General features: G+C 62.4%; 12 protein-coding genes and 1 tRNA gene. 7 read left to right on the plus strand and 6 right to left on the minus strand.

Annotated features, from left to right (window positions below; translation table 11 throughout):
• Window positions 1-30 precede the first annotated feature (30 nt).
• From ACXDF8_RS05805 to ACXDF8_RS05820, 4 genes are all read right to left on the minus strand, one after another.
• Window positions 31-1,485 carry a terminase large subunit domain-containing protein gene (locus tag ACXDF8_RS05805; protein ID WP_457222290.1) on the minus strand — a complete coding sequence of 485 codons (1,455 nt, stop codon included), beginning with the start codon at window positions 1,483-1,485 and terminating at the stop codon, window positions 31-33.
• Window positions 1,486-1,927: 442 nt separating this feature from the next.
• Window positions 1,928-2,518 carry a hypothetical protein gene (locus tag ACXDF8_RS05810; RefSeq protein ID WP_457222291.1) on the minus strand — a complete coding sequence of 197 codons (591 nt, stop codon included), beginning with the start codon at window positions 2,516-2,518 and terminating at the stop codon, window positions 1,928-1,930.
• 209 nt (window positions 2,519-2,727) lie between these two features.
• Window positions 2,728-4,941, minus strand: coding sequence for an AAA family ATPase (locus ACXDF8_RS05815; protein WP_457222292.1), 2,214 nt, complete (start codon window positions 4,939-4,941; stop codon window positions 2,728-2,730).
• Between the two features lie 3 nt (window positions 4,942-4,944).
• The gene (locus ACXDF8_RS05820) at window positions 4,945-5,220 is read right to left on the minus strand and encodes a helix-turn-helix domain-containing protein (protein ID WP_457222293.1); all 276 of its coding nucleotides are present in this window, start codon (window positions 5,218-5,220) and stop codon (window positions 4,945-4,947) included.
• A gap of 290 nt (window positions 5,221-5,510) precedes the next feature.
• Between ACXDF8_RS05820 and ACXDF8_RS05825 the strand changes: the two genes are divergently transcribed.
• Entirely contained in the window at window positions 5,511-6,707 is a 1,197-nt protein-coding gene (locus ACXDF8_RS05825) for a site-specific integrase (protein WP_457222294.1), read from the plus strand.
• Window positions 6,708-6,720: 13 nt separating this feature from the next.
• Here ACXDF8_RS05825 and ACXDF8_RS05830 read toward each other — a convergent pair.
• Window positions 6,721-6,797: transfer RNA gene (locus tag ACXDF8_RS05830), tRNA-Leu, on the minus strand.
• Between the two features lie 115 nt (window positions 6,798-6,912).
• Between ACXDF8_RS05830 and ACXDF8_RS05835 the strand changes: the two genes are divergently transcribed.
• The 6 genes from ACXDF8_RS05835 (at window position 6,913) to ACXDF8_RS05860 (ending at window position 12,825) form a co-directional block, all read left to right on the plus strand.
• Complete coding sequence (locus tag ACXDF8_RS05835) at window positions 6,913-7,542, plus strand: two-component system response regulator PdtaR (protein WP_457222295.1); 630 nt, start codon at window positions 6,913-6,915, stop codon at window positions 7,540-7,542.
• A gap of 262 nt (window positions 7,543-7,804) precedes the next feature.
• Window positions 7,805-8,956: a branched-chain amino acid ABC transporter substrate-binding protein gene (locus ACXDF8_RS05840; RefSeq protein WP_457222379.1), complete on the plus strand. Its 1,152-nt coding sequence runs from the start codon at window positions 7,805-7,807 to the stop codon at window positions 8,954-8,956.
• Window positions 8,957-9,037: 81 nt separating this feature from the next.
• Window positions 9,038-10,075: a branched-chain amino acid ABC transporter permease gene (locus ACXDF8_RS05845; RefSeq protein WP_457222296.1), complete on the plus strand. Its 1,038-nt coding sequence runs from the start codon at window positions 9,038-9,040 to the stop codon at window positions 10,073-10,075.
• On the plus strand, window positions 10,072-11,271 hold the full coding sequence (locus tag ACXDF8_RS05850) for a branched-chain amino acid ABC transporter permease (protein ID WP_457222297.1): 1,200 nt from the start codon (window positions 10,072-10,074) through the stop codon (window positions 11,269-11,271). The genes ACXDF8_RS05845 and ACXDF8_RS05850 overlap by 4 nt, the downstream gene beginning before the upstream one ends.
• A complete protein-coding gene (locus tag ACXDF8_RS05855) occupies window positions 11,268-12,098 on the plus strand; it encodes an ABC transporter ATP-binding protein (RefSeq protein WP_457222298.1) in 831 nt (276 codons plus the stop codon). Before ACXDF8_RS05850 ends, ACXDF8_RS05855 begins: the two co-directional genes overlap by 4 nt.
• A complete protein-coding gene (locus ACXDF8_RS05860) occupies window positions 12,085-12,825 on the plus strand; it encodes an ABC transporter ATP-binding protein (RefSeq protein WP_457222299.1) in 741 nt (246 codons plus the stop codon). Before ACXDF8_RS05855 ends, ACXDF8_RS05860 begins: the two co-directional genes overlap by 14 nt.
• Here the strand turns inward: ACXDF8_RS05860 and ACXDF8_RS05865 are convergent.
• On the minus strand, window positions 12,778-14,304 hold the full coding sequence (locus ACXDF8_RS05865; RefSeq protein ID WP_457222300.1) for an MFS transporter: 1,527 nt from the start codon (window positions 14,302-14,304) through the stop codon (window positions 12,778-12,780). The two genes, ACXDF8_RS05860 and ACXDF8_RS05865, sit on opposite strands and share 48 nt — an antisense overlap.
• Between the last annotated feature and the right edge of the window lie 100 nt (window positions 14,305-14,404).

Consider the following 14,404-nt stretch of genomic DNA (forward strand, 5'->3'; position numbering starts at 1 on the left):
CTAATTCCTCGGGGGTCGAGACGTATTCAATTAGGCGAAGCTGATGGTACGTCGCTTTGTTGCTCTTGTTGAATGCCACGCCGCGCGATCAAATGCAACAATAGCAGCAACAGCGGCGTCAATCTTGCGCGGCGAGCCGCGTTTATCCTTATTCACCAAATCACCCATCGGCGTGCGTTTTGCAACACAATGCGCAATGTGGGCAGACAGTGCCTCATCGCCATCGTGCGTCATCTGCTGAGTCACCACGGCCTGATACAGCCGGTCAGTCGCCGGTGCCATCCGCTGCGCTGCGGCGGTATTCCACTCGATAACCCGAGTCTCACCGTGGCGCTTGGCCCACGCCTCAATTTCTGAGCGCCAGCCCCACGGGTCGCAGGCCATTTCGGCGACGTTATAGCGGTCGAACGCCAAATCGACTGCGGCTGTGACGGCCTCACGTGGCACGCGCCAACGCGGGTCACCGGGATTCTCCCAAATGCCCTCAAGCCATACGTAGCCGTCCATCGTGGCACCGACCAACGCGGTTGAGTCGCCCGATGCTGAGCCATCGAACGCGAAAACGACGCGCTCAGTCGAGCTGATTTTGCGTGGGGATTCACACGCCGACCACGCTCCCCACGGCAACCACGATTCGACGCCGGTAACCCACTGACCCAACCGGAGCTGACGAAACACCGGTTCACGAATCGTTTTCAGCACGGACTCAAGGCCATCTTCGCTCAAAAATGGGTCCTCGTCGGCCAGGGCCGGGTTAGCTTCCCGCCAGGCGTTGCGGTCATCGACGGCACAACCATCCGGTGCGCCGAATTCTTTGAGGTAAAACGATGGGTCTGTGCCAGCGCGCCCGTGCTCAATCAGTCGCCACATCACCGAATCGGCGGAATCGGCCGGCGTCGAAATTGCAAGCGTAAGGCTCTCAGGCCGCTTGCCGGCCACTGAGGTAACTGCTTCCCAAACGTCCTCGGTGACGACGTGCAATTCGTCCACAACCATCAGTGACGGGTCATGGCCGTGCAGCGCGCCAGGCTCAGCGGGCAGCGGCAACAGCGTGGCGTCGTTTTCTGGGAGGTAAATGCGGTCGGCGTAGACCTGCATTCGGTCGGCCAGAAGCGGGTTCAGCTCCACCATGCGTTTTGCGTAGCGCATGGTGATGTTGGCCTGGCGCTGGTCGGAGGCGACCACCAGAACCTCAGCGCTCGGCGGGCCGACGTGCATTTCAGCCAGACCTAATGCGGCGGCGAGCATCGTCTTGCCGTTGGCGCGGGGGATGCTGACCACGGCGGTGCGGATGCGTGGCGCAAATGCTCCCGTAATGATCTCGTTTTGGAACGCTCGCAGCTTGAACGGTTGCTTAGCACCGTGGCCGCGCGGCGTGATCAGGTAATCACCTATGAATTCCTGCCGTCTCGCGGCCCGGTCCTCGGGATAGTCGCCGAAATCCAATGGTGCAACGCTGATTTGGCGCTTCGGGCCTGCTTTCATTACCTAATTCCCATCGTCATATGCACATATCCGCATGTGTAACAAAAACTTTGCCTCCCCCCGGCGGCCTGATAGTCCCCCTAGTCAGGGGTAGCCCCCACCATTTGTGAGCGTGAAGCTGACGCACGTTCAGAGCCGGGACGGGCAGAGCCACGCGCGCGGTTGCACGGGCCGCACACAACGTCCACGTCCTTGATACGGATTGGCTTGCCCGCTGCTTGGCGTGCCCACGCCTGCGGAGTGTGGTCACACTGCAAGTCCTCGGTGGCACCGCAATCAGAACAGAATGGTTGCAGTCGTCGTGCGCGCTCAGAGAGCTTGCGCCACGCATTGTCATAGCCACGCTCGGCATCGGTAAGCAGATGCTTGCCACCTTTGAGCCTGTGCGCGGGGCAGCGCTCGGACTCGGTGATCTCTCCGCATTCGATGCACGGTCGCAGCGTCATTCGTCGGGCAATCTGCTTGGCCCAAGGTGCTCGCGAAACCAAAGCTGTCCAGTCTCATCGAACTCATCAGGGTGCAGGCCATCAGCCGGTGACAGCGCTGGCGCAGCGAGCAAGATTGCGTTGCGAAAATCCCGCTGGCGTAGCACGTCGCTGATCTTGGTCACCGTAACCAGACCACCAGGCTCGTAGGCGCAGCCATTGGGCATATCGGGTAGAGCTTGGCCGGTGCTGAGCATGACGGCCTGTAGCTCTGCCATCGTCGGCGGTCGCACACGCTCGGTCTCGTCGGGATTGGCAGCGAACCATTCCCGGTCATCGTCGGCAGCATCGGCATATCCCTTGCCAATTGGGCACGTCGGTGCGTGGTCCAGTGCTCCACCAGCGCCAGGCTTGCGCTGAGGCTCGGGTGCGGTCCAGTTCGCTCCACAATCAGGGCACTCGATGTCAGTCAGCCTCGGGTCAACTGGTAGGTAATGGCCCGGTGCCAGTTGTCGCGGCGTGCGTGCGTCTAACACTTTGGGCCGCTTGGTGTCAGCGGCTCGCTTGCGTTGTTTATTGGCTCGGTTTGCACGGTTGTTCTTACTCATCAATTTTTCTTTCTATTTCGTTATCTATTTGCGCATTCTGCTGATCTGTTCGCATTTAACTTGTGACCGACCTAGATTCCCTCTACCCTTACCCCCCTAAATAGGTTATCTAGGTATATATAGGTACTTCTAGGTGTTCTAGACCCCCTACCTAGATCACCTAGAAGCACCTAGAACCACTAGGTCTACCTACCGGGGCACGAGGGAATCTAGCTCGCATCGTCAGCCTCGGTCTCGGCCTCTACCTGGCCTGATTTCCGAAACGGAATGACAACCGGTGGCAGTTCCCACGTCCAGTGATCAACTTTTCCGTCTACGTAGACCTTTTCTTTAAGCACGCCGATCTTGTTTGCAGCGGCATTAACCGGTTTGACTGAGCATCCGATTTTGTCGCATATTTGCTCGATAACGTCGCTTGCATTCATTGGCCCGCTGGCAAGCAATAACCGTAATGCGTCCTCGGCTTGCTCACGCAACGGTGCCTTACTGCGGGAATTTGCGTCCTTGACGCTATCTGCCCCGGCAAGTTGGTTAGCGTTGATATCCAGCGAGCCGGTCCATTTCATCAGTGCAATGTCGGGGTTGCTCGGCGCGTTTATGAGTGCGTAACCCAACGTGTCGGGGTCGCGGCCTAGGTTGCCCTTTGTGCGAGCGATTGCGTGGGTGGCCCGGTTGCTGTCGGGGTCCTTGAGTTCGCCAGCCAGAATGACCGAGCGAGCCAGACCGGTAAATGCCATCGAACCACTACCACGGTGCTTGGCGTCCATACCCGCTGACTTGTTCAGATGCCTGACAAGCACTATGGCACAACGTGTTTCGCGTGCGATGTTCGCCAGCGGCATGAGGGCCTGACGGGTACTCGGGTCATCACCGGCCTTAACCTGTTTTGTGGACAGAAACGCTGTGATGGGGTCGATGATCACCAGGCGCGCATTCGATCTTTCAATGGCGCGGCGTAGCCGGTCGATGTCCTCGGGAATGACGAACGGCACCGGGTTGCCGTCGTCATCGAGTGGTTGCGTCATCGTGAAAACCCGAGTCCGGTCGGCATCGGCTGCGATGAGTCGCGGAACTATCGTGTCCTCGGCATCGTCCTCAATGCCGACCAAAACGACACCGGCAGGCTCGGCCCGGTCGACGCTTTGCGGTACGCCTTTGACCGTCGTCACCGGCCACGGGTTGCCTCGTGAAACGTTCGCGGCCCAATCCATCGTCATGGTTGATTTCGCCACGCCGGGGTCACCTTCGAGGATGGTCAGCTTTCCTACCGCAATCCACGGACGCCACAACCATTCGACCGCTGTCGGCTCTACGTCGGCTAAGCACTGAACAACGTCGTCCATCGAGTCCCCTTGATTGCCAATACCTTTTGGCTTCCCGCACGCGCACGGCGTCTTGCCGTAATGCTGAGAACCGTTCTCGCCTTTGACCTTGCGCAGTGCGTTAGTCAGCGACCGAAAAATCTCTGTGCGTAGCTCTCCATAGCCGCGCTTATCGCGAGCGATCACGTCCTGAATCCAGAACTCGGTTGCCTCGTTGATCGCTGTCAGCCAACCGGCGTGGCCCTCGACGGCCAGGCGTAGGAATTCCCAATGCGCGTCACGCACCTTGTCGTGACTGGTCGCGTCCTCGGCAATCAGGGCCTTACGCCGCTTGAGCTGGTGAGCCATTACGTCGCACAGCACGTCCGAATCCCGGAACTGAGCCAGTGCCCACGCCTCAAGTTCGTCCAGCGTCGAATCCATATCGATTGGCCGCGCGCTGTCACGCATCCTGCCCTGCGTCAGGTAGTCAACCCACCTGGCGGGAAGCTCAGGAATCGTTGCAACAGGCGGTATTTCGTCACCATTTGCCGGTTGGCCGTGATCTGACCACGATTGCGGTGAGAACAGCCGGTAGGTGGTTTCCGTCTTCGGGTTGAACGACGGCCACACCGCTGCGAACCGGTGCGCCTTTTGGATGACCTCAATGTCCTTGTCGACCTGCCCACGAAACGCCAGGCCGCTCGGGACCAGGTAGAACCGAATTCCTGAGACCCAATCGCCTCGGTCGCTACCGTCGTCGTTGAGAGCCCTGGCAGTACTCACCCACGTCGGCGGCAGCTTCCCTAGTTGGCTCTCCAATGCGGCGAGCTGGTCACCGCCGAGCTTCTGCTTTCCGTTGTCCAAGTAGTGGTCAACGTCGATCCCGATGACCTCATATTCGACGCCATTAAGGACAACGGTCCAGCCAAGGCGTAGGCCGATGTTTGGTCGCAGATATTGCGGCATCAGCGACCAGGCGCACACCTGCTCGTCGTCGGCATACGGTGCGTTGCGGCCAGTCCACCCAATAGGAGGAGGGTTTTTCGCCTTCTCCGGTAGCGGGATAGTGCCGACCCAACCAGCGGCCCGCCAGGGCGCGGCGACATCGGAAAAGCTCACGGCTTAAACCCGCCGTGCGGTATGGATGCGGGCAGGCGGTTTCGCTGGCGGCGTCGCCGGTTGTGCCTGAGGCTGTTCCTGTTCGTCCAGGTACGCGAGCAAGCTGCTGAGGCGGTATCGGACTCGGCTACCGATTTTGACGAACGGTATGCCATCACCACGAAAACGATCTTGGGCCAGAGCTTCTACAGAAATGCTCAGGTACTCGGCAACTTCTTTGGCCGTAAGCAGCATGTCGGGGATTTTGGACGAATCCGAAATTTCAGACGAGCGGGGCATGGGTTTCCTCGGAGTGTTTTGGCCACACAAATAAACTTGTGGAATCCGTCCACTTACGGGGTCCGCGTCAGCTTGGTGGGCCTGGCGCTCTCCGAGTCATATGCCCTTTGCACCATTCATAATGCCGCGTAATTGGGGGTCGGTCAAGACAGAAGTTACAAGCGTGTCGTGACAGTCCGTTACCTATGGTGTACTGTCACGGCTACGCAGGTCAGAGCCGGTTTCCCGCCAGGGGATCGACACACTTCAAACAGAATAAGATCGGTGTAGAAAGGGTTTGGAAGACGCAAATGGCGACGATTGAGAAATATGAAAAAAGCGGCAGGAGTTTCTATATGGTTCGGTACCGCACGCCTGAGGGTAAGCAGACCAAAAAGCGCGGTTTCTCTACGAAAAAAACGGCAGAGGCGTACGGGTCGACAGTTGAGGTTAAAAAGCTCACGGGGGAGTACGTCGCCCCGTCGCTGGGCAAGGTGACTATTGGCGAACTTGGTCCCGCGTGGCTTCAACGCCAAAAAGGCCGCATGAAACCGTCAGGGTTCCGTACCTATGACAGCGCATGGCGAAATCACGTTGAGCCGCGTTGGGCAGCAACCAAGATTTCTGACGTGAAATTCACCGATGTTGAGTCGTGGGTCAGTTCCCTGGCGGGAGACTTGTCCGCTTCACATGTCGCCAACATCTATTCGGTCCTGGCTCGGATTCTCAGCGACGCGGCAAAAGATCGCTTGATCCCGGCCAGCCCGATTCCGGCCAAAAGCATCAAATTGCCGAAACGGTCTAAGGGGAAGAACGTCTATTTGACTGCCGACCAACTTGACCAGTTGGCCGACGAATCAGGACGGTATCGCTCGCTTGTGTTGCTCTTGGGCACGGTGGGCCTCCGATGGGGCGAAGCAGCGGCGTTGCGCGTCGGTGATATCGATTTCCTGAAACGTCGGATCACCCTGCACGAGAATGCCGTCACGATTGGCAGCACGACACACGTCGGTTCGCTCAAGACGGGCCATAAGCGCACTGTGCCGCTGAGTACGTTTGTTGCCGAAGCGCTGGCGAAAGCGTGCGAAGGCAAGGACCACACCGAGCTGATTTGGCCATCACATAACGGTGGGTATCTCGGCCCGCCGTCGTCGGTGCGCTCGTGGCTATCCGGTGCCGTTGAGCGTTGCATTGCTGACGCCGATGAGAAGCGCACCGCTGAGCGCAAAGCTAAGCCGAAATCTGACCCAATTACACCCGTGTTCCCTCGCATTACTGCTCACGATTTGCGGCACACTGCGGCGTCGTTAGCTATCTCCGCAGGGGCCAACGTCTTGGTGGTGCAGCGGATGCTTGGGCACGCCAGCGCGGCCATGACGCTGGACACCTACGCCGACCTGTTTGACCACGATTTGAACGCCGTGGCCGACGTGGTGGGGAAGATGTGGGCCGACCGTGCCCAAAATGTGCCCACGGGCACCGCGGCACCGGCCCTAAAGTCGGTTTGACCTGCTTGTTTACTGGTGCCCTCGGTGAGATTCGAACTCACACTGCACGGGTTTTGAATCCGTTTCCTCTGCCAGTTGGGATACGAGGGCGTGGCCGCGTAGCGGCGGTGTCCCACCTTAGTAGATAGCCGGTGCGACCCTCGCGGGCGGGAGGCGACGGTGCCCCGCGCTCGCTGTTTCGCCCAGGCCACGCGACAATGACTGCATGACCGGGTCTACCACTGATGCGCAAGACCGCCCAGCTCGCCGGGTTCTGATCGCCGAGGACGAGGCGCTGATCAGGCTGGATCTGGCCGAGATGCTCCGCGAAGAAGGCTACGACGTGGTCGGCGAGGCCGGCGACGGGCAGGAGGCCGTCGAACTGGCCGAGCAGTTGCGGCCCGATCTGGTGATCATGGACGTCAAGATGCCGCGACGCGACGGCATCGACGCGGCCGCCGAAATCGCCAGCAAGCGGATCGCCCCGATCGTGGTGCTGACCGCCTTCAGCCAGCGCGACCTGGTCGAGAAGGCGCGCGACGCCGGCGCGATGGCCTACTTGGTCAAGCCGTTCTCCATCACCGATCTCATTCCGGCGATCGAGGTCGCCGTTAGCCGGTTCGCCGAGATCACCGAACTCGAGCGTGAGGTCGCCGGCCTGTCCGACCGGTTGGAGACCCGAAAGCTGGTGGAGCGTGCCAAGGGCCTCTTGCAGACCAAGCAGGGCATGACCGAGCCCGAGGCGTTCAAGTGGATCCAGCGGGCGGCGATGGACCGGCGCACCACCATGAAACGCGTTGCCGAGGTGGTTCTGGAGACCCTCGACACGCCCAACGACGCCGCACCGTCGAGCTGAATCTCCGGGTCCCAGGTGAACTGCGGGTTTCCGCTGACCGCGCCGTTTGCGCGAATCCCGAATATGCTCACGGCCAGGCGTTGGCCAAGATCACGCGCTGCGGCTACGGGTTAGCTATGTTCTACCGCAGTGTCGACGGTCGATCGGGTGCCGGTCTGCTGGGTTGACGCCGAATGAACAACCGACCCGGAGGTGAACTGTGCGCGGATCCGCAGCACGGAACGTAATCGTCGTCAGTTCGGTGGCGCTGGCGGTGCTCGGCATGGCCGGCTGCAGCAAGCAGTCCTCGTCGAACGACAACTCGGCCCAGAGCGATCTGAAGATCGTCGAGCAGGTCCAGATCGACCAAAACGGCGCCGAGGTCAAGCCCGACGCGGGTGCGACGCCGGCCGACCCGGCCGGTGACGGCAAGGCGGCCTGCCCGCCGGTGTCGATCGCCATGGCCGGCGCCCTCAACGGGCCCGACGCCGCACTCGGCATCAACATCAAGAATGGCGTGCAGCTGGCCATCGACAAGCACAACGCGGCCAACCCCGGCTGCCAGGTGCAGCTCAAGCCGTTCGACACCGAGGGCGACCCGCAGAAGGCGACCGCCATCGCGCCGCAGATCGTCGACGACGCGTTCACCATCGGGCTGGTGGGTCCGGCGTTCTCCGGCGAGACGAAAGCCACCGGCGCCGTCTTCGATCAGGCCGGCCTGGTCGCCGCCACCGCGTCGGCCACCAATGTCACGCTCTCCGAGCAGGGTTGGAAGACGTTCTTCCGCGGTCTGGCCAACGACGGTGTGCAGGGCCCGTCGGTCGCCAACTACCTGAAGAACACCCTCGGCGACAAGAAGATCTGCGTCGTCGACGACAGCACCGACTACGGAGTGGGCCTGGCGCAGGCGGTCCGCGAGACCCTTGGCTCGGTGGCCGACTCGGCGTGCAACATCTCGGTCAAGAAGGGCGACAAGGACTTCTCGGCCGCGGTGACCCAGGTCAAGGGTCAGTCGCCGGATTCGGTGTTCTACAGCGGCTACTACGCCGAGGCGGCGCCGTTCGTGCAGCAGCTTCGCGACGGCGGCTTCACCGGCAAGTTCGTCAGCGCCGACGGCACCAAGGATCCGGAGTTCGTCAAGCAGGCCGGTTCGTCGTCCAAGGACGCGATTCTGTCCTGCCCGTGCGGCCCGGCCACCGGCAGCTTCGCCGACGAGTACACCAAGAAGTTCGGCCAGGCTCCCGGCACGTACAGCACCGAGGGCTACGACCTCGGCACGGTTCTGCTCAAGGGTATCGACTCGGGTGCCATCACCCGGCCCGCGCTGCTGGACTTCGTCAAGAACTACAACGGCCAGGGCGTGGCCCGCAAGTACCAGTGGACCGACAAGGGCGAGCTCACCACCACCCTGATCTGGATTTACAAGGTTCAGTAGTCAGTGCACGAGACGCGTCCGGGACCGTAAGGCTCGGACGCGTTCTCGTTTACGACCGTTCGTGAGGAGTCCGCCCCCCAGATGATCCACGAGTGCATCGGCCAGTACGCCTGTCTAGCCGGCGACATCGGTTTCAACGTCGCAAACCTGCGAAACGGGTTCTGGCAGTTGACCATCGACGGATTGTCGTGGGGGGCGATCTACGCGCTGGTCGCCGTCGGCTACACCCTGGTGTTCGGGGTGCTGCGGTTGATCAACTTCGCCCACTCCGAGATCTTCATGCTGGGCATGTTCGGCGCCTACTTCTGCCTGGACATGATCCTGGGTTTCACCCCGAGTGGTAACGCCTACAACAAGGGCGTTCTGCTGACGGTGTTCTACCTGGCCATCGCGATGCTGTTCGCGATGGCCGTATCTGGTTCGGCAGCAATAGGTTTGGAGTTCGTGGCCTACCGGCCGCTGCGGCGGCGCAATGCGCGTCCGCTGACGTTTCTGATCACCGCGATCGGGATGTCTTTCGTGCTGCAGGAGTTCGTGCACTTCGTGCTGCCCAAGATCATCAAGGGCTACGGTGGCAGCAACGCGCAGCAGCCGATCACCCTGGTGCAGCCCAAGACTCAGTTCCACGTCTTCGGCGCGACGGTCTCCAACGTGACGATCGTGATCGTCGCCGCGGCGCTGCTGCTGGCGGTGCTCACCGACATCGCAATTAACCGAACGAAGTTCGGTCGCGGTATCCGCGCCGTCGCGCAGGATCCGACGACGGCAACGCTGATGGGGGTGTCGCGGGAGCGGATCATCATGGCGACGTTCCTCATCGGCGGCCTGCTCGCCGGGGCGGCCGCGCTGCTCTACACCCTGAAGGTGCCCCAGGGCATCATCTACTCGGGCGGCTTCCTGCTGGGCATCAAGGCGTTCTCGGCGGCGGTGCTCGGCGGCATCGGCAACCTGCGGGGGGCGCTGCTGGGCGGCCTCATCCTGGGCATCATGGAGAACTACGGCCAGGCGGTGTTCGGCACTCAGTGGCGTGACGTGGTCGCCTTCGTCCTGCTGGTGTTGGTGCTGTTGGTCAGGCCCACCGGCATACTCGGGGAAAGCCTGGGGAAGGCGCGCGCATGAGCCATCGCCGAGTTGCGTCCGCGGGTAAGTGGAGCCGTCGGCTGCTGGCCCCCGGCGACGGGCTGCGCGAATGGTGGTCGGGGCTGAGCCGGGTGCAGAAGTGGGGCATCGGGGTGCTGGCCTTCGGCGCCCTGGCTCTGTTGCCGCTGTTCCCGCCGCCCTTCTTCGACACCCCTGGAATCAGCTTTGGCGGCACCATGGCCCAGTTTGCGATGGTGGCGATCATCGCGATCGGTCTCAACGTGGTGGTCGGCCAGGCCGGCCTGCTGGACCTGGGCTATGTCGGTTTCTACGCCGTCGGCGCCTACACCGTCGCCCTGCTCACCAGCCCGGACTCGCCGTGGAACCGGCTGGGGTCGGGCTGGCTGTTCAGCGACAAGTGGGCCTGGCTGACGTGTGTTCCGATCGCGATGGCCGCCACGGCCCTGGCCGGACTGATCCTAGGGATCCCCACGCTGCGGTTGCGCGGCGACTATCTGGCCATCGTCACTCTCGGCTTCGGCGAGATCATCCGGCTGTTGGCCGACAACCTGGCTGGGGTGACCAACGGCTCGCGCGGGCTCAACCAGATCGCCTACCCGCACGTGGTGGAGACCGCGAAATACCCCGACGGCGTGTTCTCCAGCGGCAATTCGATGGGCACCGCCAATTACGGAACCTGGTGGTTCTGGCTCGGCCTGATCCTGATGGTGGCCATCCTGCTGCTGGTGGGCAACCTCGAACGCAGCCGCGTCGGGCGCGCCTGGGTAGCCATCCGTGAAGACGAGGACGCTGCGGAAGTGATGGGTGTCAACACCTTCCGCTTCAAACTGTGGGCGTTCGTCATCGGGGCCGCGATCGGCGGGCTGTCCGGGGCGCTGTACGCCGGGCAGGTGCAGTACGTGGCGCCACCGACGTTCAACATCATCAACTCGATGCTGTTCCTGTGCGCGGTCGTGCTGGGCGGGCAGGGCAACAAGCTCGGCGTCATCTTCGGCGCGTTCATTATCGTCTATCTACCCAACCGGTTGCTCGGGGTGCAGTTCCTGGGCATCAACCTCGGCGATTTGAAGTACTTATTCTTCGGGTTGGCCCTAGTGGTGTTGATGATTTTCCGCCCACAGGGCCTCTTCCCGGTGCGTCAGCAGTTGCTGACCTACGGTAAGTCGGCGCGAAAACTGTTGAGTCGCGCCGATGACAGCAAGGCGGCCGCATGACCGAGATCGACGAGGAACTGGCCGCCCTGCAGCGCGACGTCACCGTCGCGGAGGGCGAAACCCTGCTCGAGACCACGGATCTCACCGTCAAATTCGGTGGGCTGACCGCGCTGGATTCGGTGAGCTTTTCGATCAAGCGCGGGGAGATCCTCGGGCTGATCGGCCCCAACGGGGCCGGCAAGACCACCTGCTTCAACGCGATCACCGGGGTGTACCGGCCCAGCTCGGGATCGGTCACCTTCGACGGAGCGCCGCTGGGGCGGATCAAGCGCCATCAGATCACCCGCCGTGGTATCGCCCGGACCTTCCAGAACATCCGCCTGTGGGGCGAGATGACCGCCCTGGAGAACGTCGTGGTCGGCACCGACGCGCGGCACAAGACCTCGGTGCCCGGCGCGCTGCTGCGCACCCCGCGGCACCGGCACGAGGAACGCGCCGCCATCGAGAAAGCCGCCGCGCTGCTGCAGTTCGTCGGCATCGCCCACCGCGGCGAGGAGAAGGCCAAGAACCTGCCCTACGGTGACCAGCGCCGGCTCGAGATCGCCCGCGCGTTGGCCACCGAGCCCAAGCTGCTGTGCCTCGATGAACCGGCGGCGGGGTTCAACCCCAGCGAGAAGGCCGCATTGATCGACCTGATCCGCGCCATCCGCGACGACGGCTACACCGTACTGCTGATCGAACACGACATGCGGTTGGTCATGGGCGTCACCGACCGGATCGTGGTCCTCGAATTCGGCCGCAAGATCGCCGACGGTCTGCCCGCCGAGATCCGCGAGGATCCAGCCGTCATCGCCGCCTACCTGGGAGTCCCCGATGACCAGCTCTGAGGACCGGCCCGTGCTGCTCGAGGTGCGTGACATCGTCGTGCACTACGGCAGAATCGAAGCGCTGCATGGGGTGTCGTTGACCGTTCGGGAGGGGGAGCTGGTCACCCTGCTCGGGTCCAACGGCGCGGGCAAGACGACGATGATGCGCGCCATCTCCGGGCTGCGGCCGCTGTCGTCGGGATCGGTGTGGTTCGAGGGCCGCGACATCAGCCGGGTCAAGGCCCACCAACGTGCCATTGACGGTCTGGTGCAGGCCCCCGAGGGCCGCGGCGTCTTCCCCGGGATGACCGTCACCGAGAACCTCGAAATGGGTTGCTACGGGCGCAAGTTCGCTTCCAAGACCGAACACCGGGAACGGCTGGACTGGGTGTTCGAGACGTTCCCGCGGCTGGCCGAACGGCGCAGCCAGGTCGGCGGCACGCTGTCCGGCGGGGAGCAGCAGATGCTGGCGATCGGGCGGGCGCTGATGGCCCGGCCGCGGGTGCTGCTGCTCGACGAACCGTCGATGGGTTTGGCGCCGATGATCATCTCGCAGATCTTCAAGATCATCTCCGAGATCAACGCCCAAGGCACCACCGTTCTACTGGTGGAGCAGAATGCCCAGCAGGCGCTGAGCCGCTCCGACCGTGCCTACATTCTCGAGACCGGTACGGTCACCCGCAGCGGCCTGGCTCGGGAGCTACTGGCAGACGACAGCATTCGGGCGGCCTACCTCGGGGTGGCCTGAACGTTCCACTGTGCCAGCGTCGGCCTCGTCGTCGGCGGTCTTGCCGATGCGGTCCAGGCTGACCCCGGTGGTGTCGATCCGGAAGACGACGGTGACGACGGCACCTAGCACGAAAGCGCCAACCAGCAGATACAGCAAGGCCGACGTCCCGATCTCCTTGAGCAGGATCGGGAAGAGGAAGGCGGTGGCCACCGCGCCGACCTTGGCGAACGATGCGGCGAAGCCAGCGCCGCGGCCCCGAACCTCGGTGGGAAACACCTCACCGGCGATCAGGTAAGTCATCGAGTTCGGGCCCAGATTTGTCATGAAATAGAACAGCATGAACCCGGCGAACAGCAGCACCATGATGTGATCACCGTTGCCGCGAATCGACATGGCGGCCAACAGCAGCCCAACCGCGCAACCGAGGAAACCGATTGTCTGTAGTTTGATGCGCCCGACCTTGTCGACGAGAACGATGGCGACGAGGATGCCGACGACGAACAAGACATCCATCAATGCCGAGCCCTTGATGCCGAGCAGGTCGTTGTGGATGGTGTCGGCCAGCCCCGTGCCGTCCGACGTCTTGCCGATCAGCGCCGCCAAGATGGTCGGTGTGAAAATTCCGATTCCATAGGTGCCCAGGTCCTGGAGAAACCAGGGTACCGAGGCGAGGATTGTCGCCCGACGGTTCTTCTTGCCGAACAGCGCCGCGTAACTGCTCGCCGATGTTGTCGCGTGGTTGATCAAGTGGCTGAACGAGACGTCCTTGGGATAGGCGGGCGAGCGCTTGAGGAGCCGGAGGGTGGCCTGCTCCGCCTCCGCGGTGCGCCCTTTGAACAGCAGCCAGTGTGGGCTTTCGGTGATGTACAGCCGCCCGAGGATGACGAGGATGGCCGGCACGATCGCCGAGGCGTACATCCACCGCCAGGCGGTGACGTCGGGGTTCTCGAACAGGATCGCGAACCCGATGACAGTTCCGGTCAACGCGCCGATCGCTTGAAACGCGAAGGCGCTCAACACCAACCGCCCACGGATCGAGGTGGGGATGCTCTCCGAGATCACCATGTGCGCAGTCGGGTAATCGCAGCCCAGGGCGACGCCCGCCCCGAACAGGCAGACCACCAGCATCGGGAAGTTCGGCGACACCGTGAGCGCGATCAGAAATCCCGTGAAAATGATCATCTCCACGATGAACATCCGCTTGCGGCCGAAGATGTCGGCCAGTCCACCAAGGGCGCTGGCCCCGACCAGGATGCCGGCCAGCGATGCGGCGGTGACCAAGCCCTTGTCAGCGGCCACGAGTCCGAATTCGACGGAGATCAACGGCAGCGCAACACCCGTCATGAACACGACCATGCCCTCGAAGAACTTGCCTGCCGAGGCGAGACCGAAGATGCGCCACTGCATTCCGGTCATCGGTGTCGATGTGATGGCGGTGCCGTCTGACCAGGTGGGCCGTTCGTCGATGTAGTCCTGAACGGTCCGGGGCGCCGTCATGTGTCCTCCTGCTGAATCTGAGGCCATGATCGTCCCACTGTGCCGCTGGGTGAGCCCCGGCTGCGATGGGGAGTTTACTGGGTACGCCTTGATTGTTCGG

Source organism: Mycolicibacterium sp. CBM1, assembly GCF_054073305.1.